Here is a 21036-nt window from a genome sequence, read left to right on the forward strand (position 1 = left end):
CGATCAATAGTCGGGACGCTATCATCGGCATATGACAATGACAACGGATTCCGCCGACATGGCGTTGCGCCGCGGCGCTGCGCTGTTCCACGGCCTCGCGGACCGCAACCGGCTGGCGATCGTGCGTCAACTCGTCGCTGGCGAGCGTCGAGTAGTGGACCTCACCGATTCACTGGGGCTGGCACAGGGCACGGTTTCCGGGCATCTGGCCTGCCTACGCGACTGCGGTCTGGTGGTCGGTAGACCAGAGGGCCGACAGATGTTCTACTCCATCGCCCATCCCGAGCTGATGGCACTGATCGGCGCCGCTGAGGAACTGTTGGCTCTCACCGGTGACGCTGTAGAGCTCTGCCCGAGCTACGGGCCTGACGCCCCTCATGCCGAGACCACACTCATCACCACGAAGGACGTAGCACCGTGACCGACGCCTGCGGCTGCGGCCACGACGAACCCACCAACAGCGGCGAGCTCGAGGACAGCGAGCCCGAGAAGCTCTGGGAGATCAGCGAGCTGCGGTTCGCCGCCCTCGCCGGCCTGTTCCTGATCACCGGATTCATCGGCGACCTCAACAATGCCTCGGCGTCAGTGGTGACTGGCTTGAACGCGGTCGGACTGGCACTGGGCGCGTGGACCTTCGTGCCCAACACCCTGAAGCGGCTCGCCAAGGGCAAGATCGGTGTGGGCACCCTGATGACGATCGCCGCTGTCGGGGCAGTCACTCTGGGCGAGGTCGCCGAAGCCGCCATGCTGGCCTTCCTCTACTCGATCAGCGAGGGTTTGGAGGAGTACGCCGTCGCCCGCACCCGCCGTGGCTTGCGCGCGCTCCTGGCCCTCGTCCCGGCCGAGGCCACCGTCCTGCGCGACGGAGCCCAGGTCACCATTGCCCCTGCACAGCTGGCACTGGGTGACCTGCTCCTGGTTCGACCCGGCGAACGGGTCGCCACTGACGGTGTCATCCGCGCTGGCCGAACCGCCCTGGACGTATCGGCTCTCACCGGGGAGTCCGTACCGGTCGAGGCCGGTCCCGGCGACACCGTGTACGCCGGCTCGATCAACGGCAACGGGGTGCTCGAGGTCGAGGTCAACACCACGGCCGAGGACAACTCCCTGTCCCGGATCGTCTCGATCGTCGAGGCCGAGCAGTCCCGCAAGGGTGACGCCCAGCGGCTCGCCGACCGGATCGCCAAACCCCTGGTGCCCGGCATCATGGTCCTCGCCGCCATCATCGCGATCGTCGGCAGCCTTCTCGACCACCCCGCAACCTGGATCGAACGCGCCCTGGTTGTCCTGGTCGCAGCATCCCCGTGTGCACTGGCGATCTCCGTGCCGGTCACCGTGGTCGCCGCCATCGGTGCCGCCAGCCGCATCGGTGCCCTGGTCAAGGGCGGCGCCGCACTTGAGGCCCTCGGCCGGATCCGTGCCGTCGCGCTGGACAAGACCGGCACCCTGACCCGCAACCAACCGGCTGTCGTTGAGGTCGCCACCGCTCCCGGCAAGACGCGCGAGCACGTCCTCGATATCGCAGCTGCCCTGGAGGCACGCAGTGAACACCCCCTGGCCCGCGCCATCCTCGCCGCGGTGCCCGACCACCGCGACGCCGATGGCGTCGAGGCCGTCACCGGAGCCGGCATCACCGGGACGATCGACGGCCGACCGGCCCGACTCGGCCGACCGGGCTGGATCCACCCCGGCGAGCTCGCCGCACCGGTGACGGGGATGCAGGAGGCCGGCGCCACCGCAGTGCTGGTGGAGTACGACGGGGTGGTGATCGGTGCCGTCGCCGTCCGCGACGACCTGCGCCCTGAGGCCGCCGAGGTGGTCGCCCGGCTCCGGGCCGGCGGCTACCAGGTCGCGATGCTCACCGGCGACAACGAGCGCACCGCGGCCGCCCTGGCCGCCCAGGCCGGCATCACCGACGTCCACGCCGAGCTTCGGCCCGAGGACAAGTCCGCGATCATCCACCGCCTCCGGGAGACCCGGCAGACCGCGATGGTTGGCGACGGCGTCAACGACGCCCCTGCGCTGGCCACCGCAGACGTCGGGATCGCGATGGGCGCCATGGGCAGCGATGTGGCCATCGAGACCGCCGACGTCGCCCTTATGGGCGAGGACCTGCGCCACCTGCCCCACACCCTGGACCACGCACGCCGGGCCCGGGCCATCATGCTGCAGAACGTCGGACTCTCCCTGGGCCTGATCACCATCCTGATCCCGCTCGCCGCCCTCGGCGTACTCGGCCTGGCAGCAGTGGTCCTGGTCCACGAGATCGCCGAGATCTTCGTGATCGGCAACGGCGTGCGGGCCGGCCGCGCCCGCCCGCTTCCCCCGGCCCCAACGGCCACGCCCTCGGCGGATGCGGTACCCGAACAGGCCGAGGCCCGGTGACCGGCCGTCCCAGCAAGGCTGCGCCAACCGTCCGAAGGGCGCGCGTCGCGGTGCTGCTCATCGCCCTGGCGATTGCCGGGATCGATCTGGCAGCCAAGGCCGCATCCGAGGCCCGACTCGCCGACTCCACGGTCGACCTCGGTCTGATTCAACTGCAGCTGGCCTACAACCCTGGTGTGGCGTTCAGCATGGGCGACAAGCTTCCTGCTGGCGTGATCGTGGCCATGACTGCAGCCATCTCCGTTGGATTCGTTGCCTACGCCTGGCACCGGGCTCCTCGAGCAGGATGGATCGAGCGGATCGCCGGAGGTGCCGTGATCGGCGGCGCGGTCGCGAACGTGATCGACCGCGCCCGCGACGGCGTGGTCACCGACTACCTCCACACCGGCTGGTGGCCCACCTTCAACCTCGCCGACACCTTCCTGGTCACCGGATGCATCGTGATCGCACTGGTCCACGTTCGTCATGAACCGGCCACGAGCAACCCGGTGACCGCGCAGGAAGATCCAGCCTCCCCGACGATCGCCAACGAACCGTGACCTGCGCCCGATGACACCCGAGAAGCTCCGCTTAGCGCCCGCCGCAGACGCCCGAGAGGAGCCATGTAAGTGATCACCTCCGGGTTGCAGGCGATCGGGCTGTTCCTGGTCACCAACATCGACGACATCATCGTGCTGTCCCTGTTCTTCGCCCGCGGAGCCGGGCAGCGAGGCACCACGACAAAGATCGTCGTCGGGCAGTATCTCGGCTTCGGCGGCATCCTCCTCGCCTCGCTCGCAGTGACCTTCGGAGCTGACCTGTTCCTTCCCGACGACGCCATCCCGTACTTCGGTCTGATCCCCCTGGCACTGGGAGCATTCGCTGCCTGGCAGGTGTGGCGCAACGGTCACGATGACGACGACAGCGGCGCCAACAAGCCGATCAGCGCACTCACCGTGGCCGCAGTCACCTTCGCCAACGGTGGCGACAACATCGGGGTCTACACCCCTGTCTTTCTTGCCGTCGGCACCGGCGCCCTCGTGGCCTACTGCGCAGTGTTCTTGGCCCTGGTCGTCGGTCTCGTCCTTGCCGCCAAGTTCGTGACGACCCGCGAGCCCATCGCAGAGGCGCTGGAACGTTGGGAGCACATCTTGTTCCCACTCGTTCTCATCGTGCTCGGCCTCGTCATCTTGAACGAGGGTGGAGCGTTCGGCCTCTGATCAACAGTGAGCCACCCCGGACCTGCTCAGCTCGCAGGTACTTCGCGCCGCTCCATCCGCCGTTGGTGACGCGGCTCAAGTAGCGGACGTTCAGTCGGTCCAGCATCGTCCGTTCGGTGTGAGCGCCAGGCATGGTCGACTCACTCGGTGCGCGGTGCGTCGGCCCAGGTGAGCAGGTCGGGTGCAGCGTCCAGGACGCGCTCGACGCTCACGGTCCACGTCCAGTCGACGCGGACGGCCGGCGGCTCGATGGTCACGGTGAACATCGGTGGTTCCTCCTTGTCGGTTCGGTTGGTTTCCCGAGAGTAGGTGCGCGTTCAGACCCAAGTCGCGTTATCCACAGGGGCCGCTAGCGGCTTCATCGACGGGGAGCGGAAATCCTGGCTGCAAGGCCAGGACCCGCACTCTGCGGGTACCGCACGGGGTCCGTGACGAAGGACTCGTCGAGTTGCTCGGCGCCGGTAGCTGCCCTGGCAGCGTGGGTCATGACGTCGGTGATGACGTTCTGGGCGGTGGTGACCATGCTGGCCTGGCCGAGACGGATGAGCTGGTTCACGCCGGCGGAGGCCGCGCTGCTCACGGGGCCAGGGACGCCCATGACGGGCCGGTGCAGGTTGGTGGTCCAGTGAGCAGTGTTGATCGCGCCGCTGCGCACTGCGCCCTCGACGACCACGGTCCCCTCAGCCAGGCCGGCGACGATCCTGTTCCGGGCCAGGAAGCGGGTTCGGGTGGGGCCGGCTCCCGGGGGTGCCTCGGAGACGACGAGGCCGCGTTCGGCGATCGCCTCGAGCAGTTGGGCGTGTGCTGCCGGGTAGGGCCGGTCGACGCCGCCGGGCAGGACAGCGATGGCCGGGCTGTCGGTGAGGAGGGCACCACGGTGGGCGGCCTGGTCGACGCCGTACGCGAGGCCGCTGATGAAGGTGTGGCCCATGGCGGCGAGGTCGCGGCTCAGCTCGGTTGCCTGCTCGGTGCCGTAGCTGGTGGCTGCTCGTGATCCGACCACGGCCACTCCCCAGCCAGCGAACCCGCGCAGCTCGTGTGCTCCGCGGACCCACAGACCGACGGGTTCGCCCCCGCGGTCGTGGAGGGCACCGGTGCTGCGGAGTGCGCCGAGCTGGATGGGCCATTCTCTGTCACCGGGGACGATGAAGCGGATGCCCTGCTCGGCGGCCTGCTCGAGCACCTGGGCGGGGTCGACGCGGCCGAGCTCCTGGGCGAGGGCGAAGCCCCAGTGGTTCTCCACTTCGCCGGCGGCCTCGAGGTAGTCGAGGACCTTGCCTGCGCCGAGCTCGCTTACCAGCCCGGTGACGCGCAAGTCTCCGGGCTCGATGGTCCTGCTGAGAGTGACGCGAGCGAGACGGTCGGCGTCGTCGACGGCGGCGCTCATGCCTGTCCTCCCCACAGCAGGTCGAGGTCGGGTTCGTGAATCACGTCAAGGCGCTTGTCGGGCGCGTAGGCCGCGGGCTCGGGCACCACCAGACGGCGCAACTGGCGCTCGGTGGCGCTGGGCTGGTTCTGGTCGATCGGGTCGGTGTCGTCGTAGTTCATCGCGGGGGTCCTCCTCAGCGGCCCGGGACGGGGCGGTTGGTGGCGGGCTGGGTGCGCGGTAGGTCCCGCTGCTGCTCGGGAGGCTTGGGAACGAAGGACTCGTCGAGCTCGCTCGCAACGTCACGCATCTGGGTCTGGTATCGCTCCCACTCGCGGGGGTGGATGCCGTTCTGCAGGGCGGAGGCGACGATGGCGGCCATGGAATAGGGCCGGTCGGCCGGCACCTGGTCGAGAGCGCACCAGGCCTTGGCTCCGTCGCCGTGCAGCCAGCTGGCGAAGCCGAGCATTGAGGCCGGCGCGGCGCGCACCTCCTCGGGGGCACGGCGGGTGAGGTCGTTCCAGAGGGCCATGTGGGAGGTGTGGTTCTCCCGGCTCATGTCCTCCCAGAACTCGTCGCGGGTGCCGATCGTCTCCAGCGCGACGAGCATCCGTGCGCCGTCGACGTCGGAGATCCGGTTGCCGTCGGTGTGGAACTGCTCGAGCCGGTCCAGCGCCCAGTCCCGCTCGACGGCGGGAGTGCTGTCGGCGGCCGCGGCTCGGGCCGCGGGGATCAGCTGGGCGATCGGCTCACGGTCGCCGACCATGGATGCGGCCAGTGAGGCCCTACTGGCGGCCGGCTGGGCGGCGCCGGTCAGGACGGTCGCGGCCGCGATCCGCTCGGCGGTCGACTGGGTCTGCAACCCGGTCTGGCCGGTGTTGAACTCGCGCCACCGCTCGCCGTCGGCCCACAACCGGATGTGGGTGTTGATGCCCACGGTGTCAAGGCGGTTGGACAGATGCTGGCTGGCCAGCTCGGCGCTGCGGCGGTCCTCGGTGAAGCAGAGGATCGCCAGGCGCGAGCCGGGGCGGGCGTGGCGGGCGTAGGGACCGCTGAGGGCGTCCCAGACCTGCTCGCGGTCGGCGGCCGTCGTCGGCAGGTCGACTCGGGTGATGGGCAGCCCGGGCCCGAAGGGGACCAGGACGATCGACTCCTCGGGCTTGAAGCCGAGAACGTGCGGCACGGCGGCCAGCAGCTCGTCCGGGGACTGTACGACGAGATCCATCGGAAACCTCCGCGCGGTCAGCTGGCCTGGGCAGGGCGGTCGGCACGCTCGATGCGCGCGGAGACGTACTTGAGCGAGACGCCGACCTCGCCGAAGCGGTTGTCGACGACCACGACGTCCTTAGTGCGCTTCTCCCCGGTCTCCTTGTCCGGCCAGCTCTCGGTGCGCTCGAGGCCGTGGACGAAGATCGGGTCGCCGGATCCGAAGCTGTCGTGCACGTGCGTGGCGGCCGAGCCGAAGATCTTCACGTTGTGGGCGGTGGGCTCGTCGTTGACCCACTCCCCGTCGTCGTTCTGCACGCGCCGGTTGACCAGGACCCGGCAGCTGACGAACGGCTTGTTCTCGCGGGTGTAGAGCAGCTCGGGAGCCTCGGCCAGGTTGCCGGCGAAGGTGACGGTGGTGGACATGACTTCCTCCTAGGCGACTGCGAGACGTTCGGATCGGTCCCGCAGTCACCTAGGTCCCATCGGGGTCCGGCAGCGATCACATCGGCCGAACTTGTTCGGATCCGGCTCGAGCTCGTGCGGGGTTGCTCAGCAGGGCACCAGGTAGTCGAAGCGGTACTTGAAGACGACGACGCGGATGCCCTTGTAGGTGGTCCGCCCGACGCCGGAGAGGTGGTAGTCCCCGACCCTGCACTCCGCGCTGGCCAGGTGGTGGTTCAGCCGCCACTGCCGGTTCTTGAGCGCCCGGTGGGACTTCGTCGACCAGCCGCGCTTGACCAGGCAGCCGCGGAAGGTGTGCCGCATGCCGTCGTGGGCGTAGGAGGTGTCGAAGACGCTGTCGGAGGCCCAGATGACCATCCGGCAGCGCATGTCCTCGACGGGCACGGCCGCGGCCGCGGGTGCGGCCGGCGCCATGCACAGGGCGGAGGCCAGGACGGCGGCGAGGGTGGCCAGGACGGCCCTGGCAGATGCGCCGCGGCGATCGCGGCGGGGTGAGCTGGACATGCGTTCCTCCTCGGTTCGGGCGGGACGCAGGCCTGGCCCCGCGGTCACCTAGGTCCGCGAGGAGGTCCGGGGCGATCAACGAGGGCGCAAAGAAGCGCCCCGACCGGCTCTCGGGTACCGGATCGGGGCGCTGAGAAGCACGTTAGGCGGAGGCGCCGACACAACCCTTGCCCGCGGCCGGCTGACCTACCGGGCCGGCCGGCGCCGCGGAGGCCGGTTGCTGAGCTTCTGCGGAGGCGGAGGCAGGTCGCGGCCCAGCCGCCGGCGGGCGTCCTCGGCCGCGACAATCACCGCCTCCTGGGCGAACGCAGAGCGGGCGAGCATCCGGCCCATCTCCTGGCGATCGGCCACAAGCGCCGCATCGACCGCCTCCATCGTCGACTCCGGCAAAGGGTGCGACCTGTTGAAGCTCCTGCGAGTCACGCTGACCAGGGCGGGATGCTCCTCGCAGGCGGCCGCGAGGTCGGACCGCTTCTGGGGTGAGCGCCGGGCGTGCAGCTCGAGCACCTGGGCGAGCCAGCCGACGAAGGAGCCAGGCGAGTCGGCGTCTGTGTCCAGGTCGGCGAGGTAGGCCGATCGGGCGAGATCCCACACCCCGGGCTTCCAGTAGAGCCCGACCCGGATCGTGGTCTGGCTCGTCACCTGGCCACTCCCCTGGTCTCGGCCGCCGGCGTCGAGCTGCAGCGGCTAACACCAACGCCGCTGCATTCCCGGTCGGGGCCCTGCGCAGCCGTTCCCACCCTCGTTCGATTCCTTTCATTCCAGCCAGCTACGAGGTGCAGCTGCGCCGCGTCGCCACAGCGGAGTCCGCGCCCGCCGAGGCCGGGTTATCCCCACCCTCGTCAGACGTGCCCACCTTTCCACAGGGTCGCGCTGTGGCCCGGCAGGCGTCGGCCCACGCTGGGAGACTAGGTCATGTCAGTTCTTTCTATTCTACTCATGGAGGACAGCAGCATGACCGACACCATCCAGGCCCCGGCCGACACCGCCGCCGACGAGGCCACCGAGGCCGTCCAGTCCGAGGAGTTCCTGCACCTCGACCCCGCCGCGATCATCATCGGCACCAACGTCCGCACCGACCTGCGGCCCGACCACAAGGAGTTCCGCAAGTCGATCAAGGAGCGCGGCGTGCTGGAGGCCATCACAGTCTACCGCGACGAGGACGGGCAGTACGTCCTGCTGCGTGGCCAGCGGCGTACGGTGACCGCCGCCGAGGTCGGCACCCCCACCGGTCTGATCCCGGCCCGGGTCGTCCCCCAGCCCGGCGAGGCCGACCGGATCGGTGACCAGATGGTCGAGAACATCCACCGGGCCGGGATGTGCGAGGCCGAGATCGTCGCGGGCGTGGAGCAGCTGGCCCTGCTCGGCGTGAGCGCCGCGCAGATCGCAAAGCGCACCAGCATCGACCGCCCGACCGTGAACGCCGCCCTGGCTGTCACCAACGCCGACCAGAGCCGCAACCGCCTCGACTCCGGCGACCTGACCTTGGAAGAGGCCGCGATCTTCGCCGAGTTCGAGCACGACCCCGACGCCGTCGAGCGGCTGGAGAACGCCAAGCGGTGGCGGCGCTCGCTCGCCCACGAGGCCCAGCGGCTGCGCGACGAGGCCGCCGAGCGCGAGGCCGACGCCGCCGAGGTCGAGCGCCTGCGCACCGAGGGCCTGCCGGTCCTGACCGCCGAGGAAGTCGAGCAGGCCGACGAGGTGCTGCGCATCGAGCGGCTAGTCACCGAGAACGGCGAGCCGCTGGCCGAGGAGGAGTGGCCCAACGTCCCCGGCGCTCGCGTCCACGTCGTCAAGGAGTGGGTCTACCCCGAGGACGAGTACGACAAGGAGAGCGAGGACGGCAGCGACGAGGAGAGCGAGGACTACGAGCCCGCCGAGCCCTACCAGCAGTACGTGCCGGTCTGGGTCGTGACCGACCTCGCCGCCTCCGGCCTGCGTCGTCGCGGCGGCTCCGGCAGCAGCACCGCCGACAGCAGCGACGAGGGCGAGAACGAGGAGGAGGCCGAGGCGCAGCGCGAGCAGCAGCGCCAAGAGCGCCGCCGCGTGATTGCCAACAACAAGGCGTGGGCGAGCGCGGAGACGGTGCGGCGCGAGTGGCTGGCCGGGTTCGTGGCCCGCAAGACCGCCCCGAAGGGAGCCGAGGCCCTGATCTGCGAGGCCGTCGTCACCGGCCACCACTCGCTGAGCAAGGCCATGGACCACCGCCACCCGATGCTCTTCACCCTGCTCGGGGTCGAGCGGCCGACCGGCTACTACGGCGCTGGCCACTACGAGTGCCGCAAGATCGCCACCAACGCGGGCACGCCGAAGGCCGCGACCATGACCACGCTCGCGGCGGTCGTCGCGGCGTGGGAGGCGACGACCGGCAAGCACTCGTGGCGCAACCCGAGCGCGTTGGATGCCCGCGTGCTCGGCGCGCTCGTGGAGTGGGGCTACCAGCCCAGCGAGGTCGAGCGGATCCTCCTCGGCGAGGAGCAGCAGCCGACCACCGAGGACGCCGACGACAACGCCGACGAGGCCAGCGACAGCGCCGCCTGATCCGTCACCCCTCCCCCACCTGAGGGCGGTTTTCCCTGTGGAGAACCGCCCTCAGTGGAATAGAAACCATAGAATGAACTCAGTTCGTTTGACCCGCTACCCGGGAGGACCCCGACATGTCACACGAGATCGAGACCCACCAGGCGCCGCAGGCGCCGCAGGGGCCGCTGGCCGCTGCCGTCTTCGCCCGCAAGGACGCCTGGCACCGCCTGGGCGTCACCGTCCGCGACCGCGCGTTCACCGCCGAGGAGGCCATGCGGCTCGGTCACCTGGGTGGCTGGGACGTCCGCAAGTTGCCGCTCACCACTGCCGAGGTGAGTGAGGGCGGCGTCACCGCGATCGAGGTCCCCGGCTTCGCCACGGTGCGCACCAACCCGTTCACCGGCGAGCCCGAGGCGCTCGGCGTCGTGGGTGGCGGCTACACGCCGCTGCAGAACGAGGACCACGCCGAGTTCCTGAACCTGCTGGCCGACGAGTCTGGCGCGATCTTCGACACCGCCGGGTCGCTGCGCGGCGGTCGGCAGGTGTTCATCACCATGCAGCTGCCGGACTCGCTCACGGTCGGCGGCACCGACCGCGTCGACCTCAACATCGCCGCGCTCAACAGCCACGACGGGTCCAGCGCGTTCCGCATCCTCGTCACCCCGGTACGCGTCGTGTGCGCGAACACCCAGAGCGCGGCCCTGCGCAACCACGAGTCGTCGTTCTCGATCCGCCACACCCGCAACGCCAAGGCCGCCGTGCAGGCCGCCCGCGACGCGCTCGGGCTGACGTTCTCCTACGTGGACGCGTTCCAGGTCGAGGCCGAGGCGCTGATCCAGCAGACCATGACCGACGCCGCGTTCGACGCCCTGATCGACGCCACGTTCGGCAAGGCCGAGGCCAACGCCACCAAGCGGGTCCGCGAGACCGAGCGCCGCCGCCGCTCCCGGTTGCACTGGCTGTTCGCCGACGCCGACACGCAGGCCGGCATCCGCGACACCGCGTGGGCCGGCTACCAGGCCGTGGCCGAGTACGTCGACCACTACGCCCCGGTCCGCACCAAGGGCGACGAGCACGCCGCCCGGGCCACACGGGTGCTCACCAGCGACGACCCCGACCGGATCAAGCGCCGCGCCTGGACCGCGCTCGCCCCGGCCTGACCGCCCTGCCAATTCCTCCGGTGGCGGGCTGAGACCCCGAGTCCGGCCCGCCACCGGCCCAACCGAAGGAGGAGCCATGACCGACACGACCACCACCGCCAGCGCCGCACAGACGACGCCCGACAGCACACCGGTGGAGTGGCACGCCGCAGACGCCGACGACCGCTGGCCGGGACGCTGGACCGCGCACACCGCCAGCGCCCACGCGCACGGGCGCATCTACCTGATCCGGATCACCCCCGGCGACTGTGTGACCTACCTCGCGCCGGGGTTCTACGCCGACATCGACGGCGGCTACGGCCAGCGCTGGGGCATGCGCACCGCCACCCTCGACGAGGCCAAGCGCCGCGCAGTCGAGGACGTGCTGCGATGAGCCAGCCGACCGCCACCGCTGCCGACGTCGCGGCCAGCGCCGACCCCACCGAAGACCGGGACCGGCGCTCCCTCAGCGAGGCGGCCTGCGACCTGATCGTCATCGAGCACCGGCTGCGCGACGTGCGCCGCTGGACCCCCGAGACCGCCCGCACCCACCTGGACGCGGCCCTGTCCAGCGTCGCCACTGCGCTGGACGCCCTGCACGCCGAGCACACCCACCGCACCACCGAACAGGAGCAGTCATGACCAAGCACGACGCAGCTGCAACCACGACCGTGATCAGCGAGCGCGACCAGCGCCGCATCCTCGCCGCCATGACCGCGATGCCCTACGCCGCCACCGAGCGCGTCCCCAAGCCCTGGACTGCGATGCGTGAGCCCGTCACCGCCGACGCAGTCGTGGCCTTCCTGGAGGGCCTCGCGGATGTCCTGGGCGAGGTCGCCGCCGAGAGCGACAAGCACCGACGCCGCCTGTTCTCCCTCGAGGCCGACGTGGAGGCGTTCCGCCGCCTCATCGGCACCGAACCCGCCGAGGTGACCCCGTGAGCGCGCACATCGAGTGGCTGGCAGCCCGAGAGACGAGCGTCCAGGTGTTCACCCCCGGCGAGGACTGGGTGGGTGCCGGTGAACACCGCCAGCCAGTCTTGACGCTGGCCGGTGACGACGTGATCGCGATCCAGGGCACACCCGCCGAGTTGCGGGCGCTGGCCGCCCGGATCACCGCCGTGGCGACCGCCGCATCCGGGCGGCTCGACCTCGCCGCCGCGACCGCGCGGGAGAACCAGCCAGCATGAGCGACGACGCTGCGCTCCGCGCCCTGGAGGCCCGCGCAACCCCCGGCCCGTGGACTCCGGACGGTGACAAGATCCGCGCCACCGCCGCCGACGCCCTGATTCCCGACAACATTCTCGTGGCCTACTACACCGGCCATCACCACCGGCTCGGCCTCAAGACCACCGGCCACGCCGCCGATGTCGAGTTCATGGCCGCCGCCCTCGACGCACTCCCCGACCGGCTTGACCGACTCGACCGCATCCGCGACCTGCACGCCAAGTGGGGCGAGCAGTCGCCCGAGGACGCTGACGGCTACCTCGACTTGTGGGAGACGCTCGGTCGGCTCCTCGACGGTGACCCAGCCTGACCAACAACCGCAAGGCCGCCCGCACCATCGCCGGTGCGGGCGGCCTTCTGCGTCGGGCTGGTCACCACAGGGGCAGTTGCTCGCCCAGCAGTTCCTGGAGCCGCGCGAGGTCGTCGGCTACGAGCTGCGGGTCCTCACGCGCCAGGTCGCGCAGTTCCCGCGCCCGCCGTCGCGGCCCACGCGGGTCGGCCAGCGGGCTGTAGGGCAGCCGCCGTTGGACGGCCCACTCCTGCCGGTTCTTGCGCGCCGTCGAGACCACGACATGTTCCGGCGCGATCCGCTGGCACAGCGGGTTGTGACAGCGGTGCCCGAGCAGACGCGCCTCCGCGAGGGCGTCCACGCCGTGCATCACCGCGAACGCGAACCGGTGCGCGATGATCACCCGCCCCGGCGCGTACCAGAACCGACCATGGCCACCGCCGTCGGTGCGCTCACGCTCGGACCGGCCCGAGACCGCTCCGGTCCACCACAGGCACTCACTGCCCGGCACCGTGGCGACCTTCGCCCGATACCGCGCGAGCACCGCCGGATCACTGATCGCGGCCGCGACCGCCGCGAGGCCGGCGTCATCCAGCCGACGAACCGGCACCCGCTCCCCCACTCCCAGCGGTCGCCAGCGCCACGCCGTCGCCGCCCTGGTCGCCGTCGCTGCCCTGGGGCTCACTGGCGAGCCGCCGCAGCCGCGTCGCCTCGCGCACGGTCACGGTCTCGCCGCACCACTCGACGGCCTCGCCCAGCGACAGGCCCTCAGCCTCGGTCAACTCCCGCAGCGCCTCACCGGCGCGCTTCTCGGTCTCGGCCACCGCCGCGTCACGCTCACCGATCGCGACCATGACCTGCTCGGCCAGGTCGATCACCCGGCGCTCCCGCTCCTCGCGCTCCTTGCGCCGCTTCTCGGCCATCTCCCGCGCCGTACGCCGCGCCTGCTGCTTGATCGTCTGCTGACTCATCCGGTCCTCACTCGTGTCGACATGGACTCTGACAGTCACCTACGACAAAAGTGGAGTCCAGCAGAGTGGTGTACGACGGACCTGAGTGAGCGCGTGCCTCCAACGTAGGCGCGGCCACCGGGTGGATCCTTCGAGTGATCTGCGAAAACCGACTCGAAGAAGGACCACGACGATGACCGCTGGACCCAGTATCGACCCTGCACAGTTCCTGAACGAGCAGCTGTCCCAGGCCAGTCCTGATCTGATGCGGGACCTGCTCACCACGTTCGTCAATGCGCTGCTCTCGGCGCAGGCCGACGCGGTGTGCGGCGCCGGCTACGGCGAACGCAGCATGGAGCGCGTCAACTCCCGCAACGGCTACCGGCACCGCGACCTCGACACCCGCGTCGGCACTCTGGACGTCGCGGTTCCCAAGCTGCGCACCGGTTCGCTGTACCCCGAGTGGCTGCTGGAGCGCCGCAAGCGAGCAGAGCGGGCACTGACCAGTGTGGTCGCGACCTGTTACCTGCTCGGCGTCTCGACGCGGCGGATGGACAAGCTGGTGCAGACCCTCGGCATCACCGGCCTGTCCAAGAGCCAGGTCTCGGTGATGGCCAAGGAACTCGACGAGCACGTCGAGCAGTTCCGCACCCGACGGCTGGAGGAGGCCGGGCCGTTCACCTTCGTGGCCGCCGACGCGTTGGTGCTCAAGGTCCGCGAAGGTGGCCGGGTGGTGCCGGTCCACGTGCTGGTCGCCACCGGCGTCAACGCCGACGGGCACCGCGAGATCCTCGGCGTGCAGGTCACCAGCAGCGAGGACGGCGCCGGGTGGCTGGCCTTCTGGAGGGATCTGACCGCCCGCGGCCTGGCCGGGGTCAAGCTCGTCACCAGCGACGCCCACGCCGGGCTGGTGGCCGCGATCGGCGCCACGTTGCCCGGCGCCTCGTGGCAGCGCTGCCGAACCCACTACGCGGCGAACCTGATGTCGGCGACGCCGAAGTCCTCGTGGGGCTGGGTCAAGGCGCTGCTGCACTCGATCTACGACCAGCCCGACGCCGACGCTGTCCACGCCCAGTTCGACCGGGTCGTCGACGCCCTGGCCGAGAAGCTCCCCAAGGTGGCCGAGCATCTGGAGGACGCTCGTGCCGACATCCTCGCCTTCACCGCGTTCCCGAAGGAGATCTGGCGCCAGATCTGGTCCAACAACCCCAACGAGCGCCTCAACCGCGAGATCCGCAGGCGAACCGACGTGGTCGGGATCTTTCCCGACCGGGCCAGCATCATCCGGCTCGTCGGCGCCGTCCTGGCCGAGCAGCACGACGAGTGGGCCGAAGGCCGCCGCTACCTCGGACTCGACGTCCTCGCCCGCGCCCAGGCCGTCGACACCTGCGTCGTCGAGGAGGTGACCGAACCCGAACTCCAGGCCCTCACAGCCTGACCGACACGCCCAACCGAGGGATCAACCTCGTACACCACCCCAGCGGACTTGACCACGACAAATCCCGGTCCCCGTGCGATCACCCCCGGCCAAGAACCTTCCAAACCCACCGACCTCGACCCCCGATCCAGCCCAGCCAGACCCGACGAGCCCAGCCAGTCCGAACCCGACGCCTCAGCCGTGACCCACGCCCCTCAGCGTCCCCCCAGATTTCCGCGACCTCCCAAGTGCCACACACCTCTTGCATTCTCGGTTCTCCGAATAGAAAGAACACACTAGAAATCCGGCCGGAAGTGATCGCACCGCGCACCCGCGCGCACGTAGGTGACTGTGACGATGAGCCTCCACAAGCTGACGGCGGGGTCGGGGTACGACTACCTGACCCGCCAGGTCGCAGCGATGGACGCCACCGTCAAGGGCCACACCGGGCTGGCGAGCTACTACACCGAGAAGGGCGAGACCCCTGGCGTGTGGGTCGGCTCCGGGATGGAGGGACTCGAAGGGCTCGACGCCGGCGACATCGTCACCGCCGACCACATGCAGAGCCTGTTCGGTTCCGGTCACCACCCGCTGGCCACCCAGCGGACCAAGGAGCTGGACCTGCGCATCGGCCGCCCCATCGAAGGCGGGGGTGTCGACCGGCCGACCGATGCGGACTATAGGACGGCCCGCCTGCTTGGCACGCCGTACAAGGTCTACGAGAACGACATCAGCCCGTTCCGGATCGAGGTCGCCAAGCGCATCGCGGCCATCAACGAGGCCGCCGGCCTGCCGGGTGACTGGCCGGTCCCCGCGGCCGACCGGGCCAAGGTCCGCACCGAGGTCAGCACCGAGTTCTTCCGTGCCGAGCACGGCCGCGAGCCCACCGACGCACGAGAGCTGGCCGCCGCGATCGCCAAGCATTCCCGCCCGAAGACCAACGCCGTGGCCGGCTACGACCTGACCTTCTCCCCGGTCAAGAGCGTCTCGGTGCTGTGGGCGATCTCTGACCCGAAGACCGCCGCGGTGATCGAGCGGGCCCACCAGGCGGCCATCAAGGACGCGCTGGGCTTCATCGAGTCCAAGGCACTGTTCACCCGCCGGGGCACCAACGGCGTGCGCCAGGTCGACGTCCGAGGCCTGGTGGCCACGGCGTTCACCCACCGCGACTCCCGTGCGGGCGACCCCGATCTGCACACCCACGTCGCGGTGGCGAACAAGGTCCAGACGCTCGACGGCACGTGGCTGGCCATCGACGGCCGGCCACTCCACAAGGCGGTCGTCTCCGCGTCGGAGACCTACAACACCGCACTCGAGCGGCACCTGGTCGACGCCCTCGGCGTGCGGTTCGAGGAGCCGAACGGCATCGACGGCGGCGACACCCGCAAGCGGCCGGTACGCGAGATCGTCGGCGTCGCCCCCGACCTGAACCGGCGGTTCTCCAAGCGCCGGCTCAGCGTCGAGGACCGCCGCAAGGTCCTCGCAGCCGCGTTCCAGGCCACCCACGGGCGGCCGCCCACGCCGGTAGAGACCATCCAGCTGTCCCAGCAGGCGACGCTGGAGACCCGCGAGGCCAAGCACGAGCCGCGCTCGCTGGCCGAGCAGCGCGAGACCTGGAGCCGCGAGGCCGTCGAGGTCCTCGGCACCCCTCAGCGGGTCAAGCAGATGGTCCACGGGGCGCTGAACCCGAAGGGCGCAGCGCGGTCGCTGGCCGACTCGGCCTGGTTCGCCAAGACCACCGACCGGATCGTGTCGACGATGGAGGGAGGTCGCAGCACCTGGCAGTTCTGGCACGTCTACGCCGAGGCCCAGCGGCAGGTCCGGGGAGCCAACGTACCCACCAACCAGGTCCCCCAGGTCGTCGACCTGCTCGTCAGCGAGGTCCTCGACGACCGCTCGGTGAGCATGGCCCGTCCCTGGGACACCATCAGTGAACCGGTCGAGCTGCGGCGAGCGGACGGGGCCTCGGTCTACACCCAGAGCGGCGCCGAGCTGTTCACCTCGGGCAAAGTGCTGGCCGCCGAGGAGCGCCTGGTCGAGGCCGCCGGCCGCCATGACGGGTACGCCGTCGAGGCGTCCTCGGTCGACATGGCCTTGCTCGAGTCGACCGCCAACGGCATCACCCTCAACGCCGGACAGGCCACGCTGGTCCGTGAGATGGCCACCTCCGGCGCTCGACTGCAGCTGGCGATCGCGCCCGCCGGATCCGGCAAGACCACCGCGATGCGCGCCTTGGCCAGCGCCTGGGCTGACGGTGGCGGCACCATCATCGGTCTGGCTCCCTCAGCGGCGGCCGCGGACGCGCTGCGCTCCCAGATCGACACCCAGACCGACACCCTGGCCAAGCTGACCCACTCCCTCGAGCAGGCTCGCGAGTCCGGCGCCGCGATGCCCGCCTGGGTCGCCGGCATCGACTCCTCCACCCTCGTGGTCATCGACGAGGCCGGGATGGCCGACACCCTCTCGCTGGACGCGGCGGTCTCCTACATCCTCGAGCGCGGCGGCAGCGTCCGGCTGATCGGCGACGACCAGCAGCTCTCCGCGATCGGCGCCGGCGGCGTGCTGCGCGACATCCGCGCCACCCACGGAGCGCTGCAGCTGACCGAGCTCGTCCGGTTCAAGGACCCCGCCGAGGGTGCCGCCTCGCTCGCGCTGCGCGAGGGCAAGACCGAGTCGCTCGGCTTCTACCTCGACCGCGACCGGGTCCATGTCGGTGACCTGGCCACCATGACCGAGGACGTGTTCGCGGCCTGGCAGGCCGACCGCGGCGCCGGTCTGGACTCGATCATGCTCGCCCCCACCCGCGACCTGGTCAGCGAGCTGAACCAGCAGGCCCGCGCCCACCGGCTCGAGGGGATCGACCCGGCCGACGTCGCCGCCAGCGGCCCGGTTCGCCGTCTCGCGGACGGCAACGAGGCCTCGATCGGCGAGCTGATCATCACCCGTGAGAACGACCGTCGCCTGCGCACCTCGGCCACCGACTGGGTCAAGAACGGCGACCGCTGGAACGTGCTGGAGATCCACGACGGCGGCGAGCTGACCGTCCAGCACACCCAGCACGGCCGCACCGTGCGGCTGCCCGCTGACTACGTCGCGCGATCCACCGAGCTCGGCTACGCGTGCACCGTGCACACCGCGCAGGGCGTCACCGCCGACACGATGCACGGCCTGGCCACCGGCAGCGAGTCGCGCCAGCAGCTCTACACGATGATGACCCGCGGCGCGCACGCGAACCACGTCTACCTCGAGGTGGTCGGCGACGGCGACCCGCACTCGGTGATCCACCCGACCCTGGTCCGGCCGCTCACGCCGACCGACATCCTCGAGTCGATGCTGGCGCGAGACGACACACAGCGGTCCGCGACCAGCCTGATCCGCGAGCAGGCCGACCCGGCCACTCGGCTCGGCGAGGCTGCCCAGCGCTACCTCGACAGCCTCTACGTCGCCGCCGAGGACCTGCTGCGCCACGACACGATCGCCGGCGCCGACGGCACCCCGGTCAACGTGGTCGACGCCCTGGACAACGCGGTCGAGACGCTCGTCCCCGGCCTCTCGGAGGAGGCCGCTTGGCCGACCCTGCGGGCCCACCTGCTGCTGCTCGGCGCCGCCGGCGAGAACCCGGTCGACGCGCTCCGGGCCGCGGCCAGCGACCGGGAGCTGGAGAGCGCACACGACCGCGCCGCGGTCCTCGACTGGCGCCTGGACGCCTCGGGCCTGCGCAACGCCGGCGCCGGCCCGCTGCCGTGGATGCCCGCAGTCCCGGCCCGCCTGGCGGAGGACCCGCACTGGGGTGCCTACCTCTCCCAGCGCGCGCACCTGGTCGAGCAGCTCGCCGAGCAGGTCCACACCCGCGCCGCCGAGCAGTCGTCGCTGCCGGTGTGGGCGCAGAACGGTCTGCGGCCCGAGGCCGCCACAGTGGCCGACGTCGAAGTCTGGCGAGCCGCCATGCAGGTCCCGGTCGACGACCGGCGCCCCACCGGCGCACCGCAGCTGCAGAAGGCCTCCGCGACCTGGCAGCGACGACTCAACCGCGCCGTCACCGGCGATCCCACGCCCGCGCTCAAGGAATGGCGCCAACTGCTCTACTCCCTCGCCCCGCAGGCCCGCGACGACGAGTTCACCCCCCTGCTCGCCGAGCGCCTAGCCGCGATGTCCCGCGCCGGCGTCACCGCGCACGAACTGCTGCGCACCGCCACTGCCCCCAACCACCCCGCCGGGCCGCTGCCCGATGAGCACGCCGCGGCGGCCGTGTGGTGGCGCATGGCCCGTCAGCTCACCCCGGCGGTGGCCTCCCAGATCGGCGACGGTTCCCACGGCGAGAGCGTCACCACCGAGTGGACGCCGCGACTCGTGGAACTGTTCGGTCCCGAGCGCGCCGCGAGCATCCAGGCCAGCACCTGGTGGCCCGCGCTGGTGGCGAACGTGGACCACGGCGTGCGGCGCGGCTGGCAGGTCGAGGCCCTGCTGGGTGCAGGGCGGGCCCAAGGTGATGTCACGAGCGACGGCTGGGACCACGAGCTCGACGGGATTGACGAGTGCCAGGCGCTGGTCTGGCGGACCTCGATCGCGCTCGAGACCGCCCCCGACGAGCCCGCGCACGAGTACCACTTCGACGAGCCGCCCGCGGACCTGTGGGATGGGATCGAGCCGGACCCGGCAACGCTCGTCGACCACGCCACCGACCTCGACTGGGCCGACTGGCCGCTCGCCGAGGACCCGGGCCCGTACGACGAGCAGCTGGTCGATGCGGTCGACGAGCACCTGGTCGACGTCGACGCCGGCGACCCGATCGACGTCGACGAGGACCAGTTCGTCGAGCCCGACCTGACCCTGGCCGCCTACATCCGCGACCTCGGCGGCAGTCGGCTGGAGCCCACCGACGCCGACCTGCGGCTCATGTACCAGCGGGCCGACGAGTGGCACTCCTCCCCCGTCTCGCGTGAGCGCATGCTCGAGATCAACGACATGGCGCAGGCCTTCTTCGAGGACCGGTTCGCCGACTCGTGGGGCCGCGACTACCTCACCGGACGGTTCGGAGTCGACCTCGCCGGCGACGAGCGGTTCCGCCCAGGGCAGGCTCCGGCCGGGTGGACCAACCTGGTCGACCACCTGCGCGGCCGCGGTGTCAGCGACACCGAGATGGTGGCCACCGGTGTCGCGACCGAGGCCAGCACCGGGCGCCTCATCGACCGGTTCCGCGACCGGGTCACGTTCCCGGTCATCCACCAGGGCGAAGTGCTCGGCTTCGTCGGCCGCCGTCGGCCCGACCTCACCGACGCCGACAAGGGCGGCCCGAAATACCTCAACACTGCCGACACCCCGCTGTTCCACAAGGGCGCTCAGCTGTTCGGTGTCGTCGACGAGCTCCTCGCCGAGGGTGCGGTCCCGGTGATCGTCGAGGGCCCGATGGACGCCGTGGCGGTCACGCTCGCCAGCCACGGCCTCTACCTCGGTGTGGCGCCGCTCGGCACGTCGCTGACCGACGAGCAGGCCGCCCAGCTGGCAGCGGTGGGCCGCGACCCGATCGTGGCCACCGATGCCGACCTCGCCGGCCAGGTCGCGGCCGAGCGCGACTTCTGGATGCTCACCCCGCACGGCCTGGACCCCGGCTACGCCCGGTTCCCCGACGGTCAGGACCCCGCCGACCTGCTCGCGCAGCGCGGGCCTGCAGCGCTCACGGCGGCGGTGGCCAGCGGCCAGCCGGCCTTCCGCTCGCTGGGCGACCAGCTGCTCACCGAGAGGCTCGACAACCTCGCCTCCGAGCAGGCGCGAGTCGCGGCCATGAGGATCCTCTCGGCCCGTCCCAGCCGCGCTTGGGAGCCGGGTGTCAACCAAATCAGGGCGCGCCTGCAGCTCTCGCAGATGCAGGCGCGCCGAGACCTCCGCGATGCGGTCAGGAGTTGGGATGCCGACCCGCGCAAGGCGGCGTTGGCCGAGCTCCACAAGAGCAGCGAGGTCCGCGCCCGTCTCTCGGCCGCGGCCGAGCAGGCCCCGGCCGAGCGGTGGGCTCCGCTGGCCCGCGAGCTCGACTCGCGTCTGCTCGAGCAGGGCGACTGGCCGGCCACCGCAGCGATGCTGCAGGGGGCCCACGAACAGGGTCACGACGTCGGCGCCGTCACGCGCGGCCTGGTCGCTGAGAAGCCGCTGGGCGACAGCCCCGCGCGCGCGCTCCGCTACCGGCTCGTACGTCGCCTCGAGCTCCCGATCGAAGACTCACCTCCACCGGATGTCATGTCGCGGTTCCGTGGATCGAATGACCCGCGGGGAGGGCCGTCCGAGCACAAAACACGGACGCCTCGCAGCCGCTGACGGTTCTGCGAGGTCACCGGGACGAACCGCCCACTATGACGCGCCGACACGACTTCCC

General features: G+C 70.9%; 22 protein-coding genes. 13 read left to right on the forward strand and 9 right to left on the reverse strand.

Features of this window, described 5'->3' with window-relative positions; translation table 11 throughout:
* Positions 1-31: 31 nt before the first annotated feature.
* The 4 genes from M0M48_RS11835 (at position 32) to M0M48_RS11850 (ending at position 3584) form a co-directional block, all read left to right on the forward strand.
* Positions 32-421: an ArsR/SmtB family transcription factor gene (locus tag M0M48_RS11835; RefSeq protein ID WP_257751278.1), complete on the forward strand. Its 390-nt coding sequence runs from the start codon at positions 32-34 to the stop codon at positions 419-421.
* Positions 418-2385 carry a heavy metal translocating P-type ATPase gene (locus M0M48_RS11840; protein ID WP_257751279.1) on the forward strand — a complete coding sequence of 656 codons (1968 nt, stop codon included), beginning with the start codon at positions 418-420 and terminating at the stop codon, positions 2383-2385. The genes M0M48_RS11835 and M0M48_RS11840 overlap by 4 nt, the downstream gene beginning before the upstream one ends.
* Positions 2386-2435: 50 nt before the next feature.
* Positions 2436-2924, forward strand: coding sequence for a signal peptidase II (gene lspA, locus M0M48_RS11845; protein ID WP_257751280.1), 489 nt, complete (start codon positions 2436-2438; stop codon positions 2922-2924).
* Between the two features lie 69 nt (positions 2925-2993).
* Positions 2994-3584 carry a cadmium resistance transporter gene (locus M0M48_RS11850; protein ID WP_257751281.1) on the forward strand — a complete coding sequence of 197 codons (591 nt, stop codon included), beginning with the start codon at positions 2994-2996 and terminating at the stop codon, positions 3582-3584.
* A gap of 140 nt (positions 3585-3724) precedes the next feature.
* On the opposite strand, the gene M0M48_RS11855 is transcribed toward M0M48_RS11850, so the two are convergent.
* From M0M48_RS11855 to M0M48_RS11885, 7 genes are all read right to left on the reverse strand, one after another.
* Positions 3725-3850: a hypothetical protein gene (locus M0M48_RS11855; protein ID WP_257751282.1), complete on the reverse strand. Its 126-nt coding sequence runs from the start codon at positions 3848-3850 to the stop codon at positions 3725-3727.
* Between the two features lie 92 nt (positions 3851-3942).
* Positions 3943-4971: a DNA-processing protein DprA gene (dprA, locus tag M0M48_RS11860; RefSeq protein ID WP_257751283.1), complete on the reverse strand. Its 1029-nt coding sequence runs from the start codon at positions 4969-4971 to the stop codon at positions 3943-3945.
* Positions 4968-5132 carry a hypothetical protein gene (locus M0M48_RS11865; protein ID WP_257751284.1) on the reverse strand — a complete coding sequence of 55 codons (165 nt, stop codon included), beginning with the start codon at positions 5130-5132 and terminating at the stop codon, positions 4968-4970. Before M0M48_RS11865 ends, dprA begins: the two co-directional genes overlap by 4 nt.
* A 14-nt stretch (positions 5133-5146) precedes the next feature.
* Positions 5147-6175, reverse strand: a complete 1029-nt coding sequence (locus M0M48_RS11870) for a DUF4192 domain-containing protein (protein WP_257751285.1) — start codon at positions 6173-6175, stop codon at positions 5147-5149.
* A 17-nt stretch (positions 6176-6192) separates the two neighbouring features.
* Positions 6193-6582, reverse strand: coding sequence for a single-stranded DNA-binding protein (locus tag M0M48_RS11875; protein WP_257751286.1), 390 nt, complete (start codon positions 6580-6582; stop codon positions 6193-6195).
* Positions 6583-6708: 126 nt separating this feature from the next.
* Complete coding sequence (locus M0M48_RS11880; RefSeq protein ID WP_257751287.1) at positions 6709-7125, reverse strand: hypothetical protein; 417 nt, start codon at positions 7123-7125, stop codon at positions 6709-6711.
* Between the two features lie 186 nt (positions 7126-7311).
* The gene (locus M0M48_RS11885; RefSeq protein ID WP_257751288.1) at positions 7312-7767 is read right to left on the reverse strand and encodes a hypothetical protein; all 456 of its coding nucleotides are present in this window, start codon (positions 7765-7767) and stop codon (positions 7312-7314) included.
* Positions 7768-8079: 312 nt separating this feature from the next.
* Here M0M48_RS11885 and M0M48_RS11890 point away from each other — a divergent pair, with 312 nt between their 5' ends.
* From M0M48_RS11890 to M0M48_RS11920, 7 genes are all read left to right on the forward strand, one after another.
* A complete protein-coding gene (locus tag M0M48_RS11890; protein ID WP_257751289.1) occupies positions 8080-9666 on the forward strand; it encodes a ParB/RepB/Spo0J family partition protein in 1587 nt (528 codons plus the stop codon).
* Between the two features lie 116 nt (positions 9667-9782).
* Positions 9783-10808 carry a DUF932 domain-containing protein gene (locus M0M48_RS11895; RefSeq protein ID WP_257751290.1) on the forward strand — a complete coding sequence of 342 codons (1026 nt, stop codon included), beginning with the start codon at positions 9783-9785 and terminating at the stop codon, positions 10806-10808.
* A gap of 76 nt (positions 10809-10884) precedes the next feature.
* Entirely contained in the window at positions 10885-11181 is a 297-nt protein-coding gene (locus M0M48_RS11900) for a hypothetical protein (RefSeq protein WP_257751291.1), read from the forward strand.
* Positions 11178-11429, forward strand: coding sequence for a hypothetical protein (locus M0M48_RS11905; protein WP_257751292.1), 252 nt, complete (start codon positions 11178-11180; stop codon positions 11427-11429). Before M0M48_RS11900 ends, M0M48_RS11905 begins: the two co-directional genes overlap by 4 nt.
* A complete protein-coding gene (locus tag M0M48_RS11910; RefSeq protein ID WP_257751293.1) occupies positions 11426-11728 on the forward strand; it encodes a hypothetical protein in 303 nt (100 codons plus the stop codon). Before M0M48_RS11905 ends, M0M48_RS11910 begins: the two co-directional genes overlap by 4 nt.
* Positions 11725-11976, forward strand: coding sequence for a hypothetical protein (locus tag M0M48_RS11915; protein WP_257751294.1), 252 nt, complete (start codon positions 11725-11727; stop codon positions 11974-11976). Before M0M48_RS11910 ends, M0M48_RS11915 begins: the two co-directional genes overlap by 4 nt.
* Entirely contained in the window at positions 11973-12323 is a 351-nt protein-coding gene (locus M0M48_RS11920) for a hypothetical protein (protein ID WP_257751295.1), read from the forward strand. Before M0M48_RS11915 ends, M0M48_RS11920 begins: the two co-directional genes overlap by 4 nt.
* 61 nt (positions 12324-12384) lie before the next feature.
* On the opposite strand, the gene M0M48_RS11925 is transcribed toward M0M48_RS11920, so the two are convergent.
* Both M0M48_RS11925 and M0M48_RS11930 read right to left on the reverse strand, forming a co-directional pair.
* Complete coding sequence (locus tag M0M48_RS11925; RefSeq protein WP_151578577.1) at positions 12385-12912, reverse strand: hypothetical protein; 528 nt, start codon at positions 12910-12912, stop codon at positions 12385-12387.
* Positions 12890-13273 carry a hypothetical protein gene (locus M0M48_RS11930; RefSeq protein ID WP_254069703.1) on the reverse strand — a complete coding sequence of 128 codons (384 nt, stop codon included), beginning with the start codon at positions 13271-13273 and terminating at the stop codon, positions 12890-12892. The genes M0M48_RS11925 and M0M48_RS11930 overlap by 23 nt, the downstream gene beginning before the upstream one ends.
* Positions 13274-13445: 172 nt before the next feature.
* On the opposite strand from M0M48_RS11930, the gene M0M48_RS11935 reads away from it, so the two are divergent.
* Complete coding sequence (locus M0M48_RS11935; RefSeq protein WP_257750619.1) at positions 13446-14690, forward strand: IS256 family transposase; 1245 nt, start codon at positions 13446-13448, stop codon at positions 14688-14690.
* A gap of 336 nt (positions 14691-15026) precedes the next feature.
* On the forward strand, positions 15027-20978 hold the full coding sequence (gene mobF / locus M0M48_RS11940) for a MobF family relaxase (protein ID WP_257759328.1): 5952 nt from the start codon (positions 15027-15029) through the stop codon (positions 20976-20978).
* Positions 20979-21036 lie beyond the last annotated feature (58 nt).

Source organism: Pimelobacter simplex, assembly GCF_024662235.1.
In the GTDB taxonomy this organism is placed as follows: Bacteria; Actinomycetota; Actinomycetes; order Propionibacteriales; family Nocardioidaceae; genus Nocardioides.

What these genes read in the sequence shown, in the direction of transcription:
- M0M48_RS11835 (WP_257751278.1), top strand. Translation starts at nt 32, where the DNA reads ATGACAATGACAACGGATTCCGCCGACATGGCGTTGCGCCGCGGCGCT.
- M0M48_RS11855 (WP_257751282.1), bottom strand. Translation starts at nt 3,850, where the DNA reads ATGTTCACCGTGACCATCGAGCCGCCGGCCGTCCGCGTCGACTGGACG.
- dprA (WP_257751283.1), bottom strand. Translation starts at nt 4,971, where the DNA reads ATGAGCGCCGCCGTCGACGACGCCGACCGTCTCGCTCGCGTCACTCTC.
- M0M48_RS11865 (WP_257751284.1), bottom strand. Translation starts at nt 5,132, where the DNA reads ATGAACTACGACGACACCGACCCGATCGACCAGAACCAGCCCAGCGCC.
- M0M48_RS11870 (WP_257751285.1), bottom strand. Translation starts at nt 6,175, where the DNA reads ATGGATCTCGTCGTACAGTCCCCGGACGAGCTGCTGGCCGCCGTGCCG.
- M0M48_RS11875 (WP_257751286.1), bottom strand. Translation starts at nt 6,582, where the DNA reads ATGTCCACCACCGTCACCTTCGCCGGCAACCTGGCCGAGGCTCCCGAG.
- M0M48_RS11880 (WP_257751287.1), bottom strand. Translation starts at nt 7,125, where the DNA reads ATGTCCAGCTCACCCCGCCGCGATCGCCGCGGCGCATCTGCCAGGGCC.
- M0M48_RS11890 (WP_257751289.1), top strand. Translation starts at nt 8,080, where the DNA reads ATGACCGACACCATCCAGGCCCCGGCCGACACCGCCGCCGACGAGGCC.
- M0M48_RS11895 (WP_257751290.1), top strand. Translation starts at nt 9,783, where the DNA reads ATGTCACACGAGATCGAGACCCACCAGGCGCCGCAGGCGCCGCAGGGG.
- M0M48_RS11900 (WP_257751291.1), top strand. Translation starts at nt 10,885, where the DNA reads ATGACCGACACGACCACCACCGCCAGCGCCGCACAGACGACGCCCGAC.
- M0M48_RS11905 (WP_257751292.1), top strand. Translation starts at nt 11,178, where the DNA reads ATGAGCCAGCCGACCGCCACCGCTGCCGACGTCGCGGCCAGCGCCGAC.
- M0M48_RS11910 (WP_257751293.1), top strand. Translation starts at nt 11,426, where the DNA reads ATGACCAAGCACGACGCAGCTGCAACCACGACCGTGATCAGCGAGCGC.
- M0M48_RS11920 (WP_257751295.1), top strand. Translation starts at nt 11,973, where the DNA reads ATGAGCGACGACGCTGCGCTCCGCGCCCTGGAGGCCCGCGCAACCCCC.
- M0M48_RS11930 (WP_254069703.1), bottom strand. Translation starts at nt 13,273, where the DNA reads ATGAGTCAGCAGACGATCAAGCAGCAGGCGCGGCGTACGGCGCGGGAG.
- M0M48_RS11935 (WP_257750619.1), top strand. Translation starts at nt 13,446, where the DNA reads ATGACCGCTGGACCCAGTATCGACCCTGCACAGTTCCTGAACGAGCAG.
- mobF (WP_257759328.1), top strand. Translation starts at nt 15,027, where the DNA reads ATGAGCCTCCACAAGCTGACGGCGGGGTCGGGGTACGACTACCTGACC.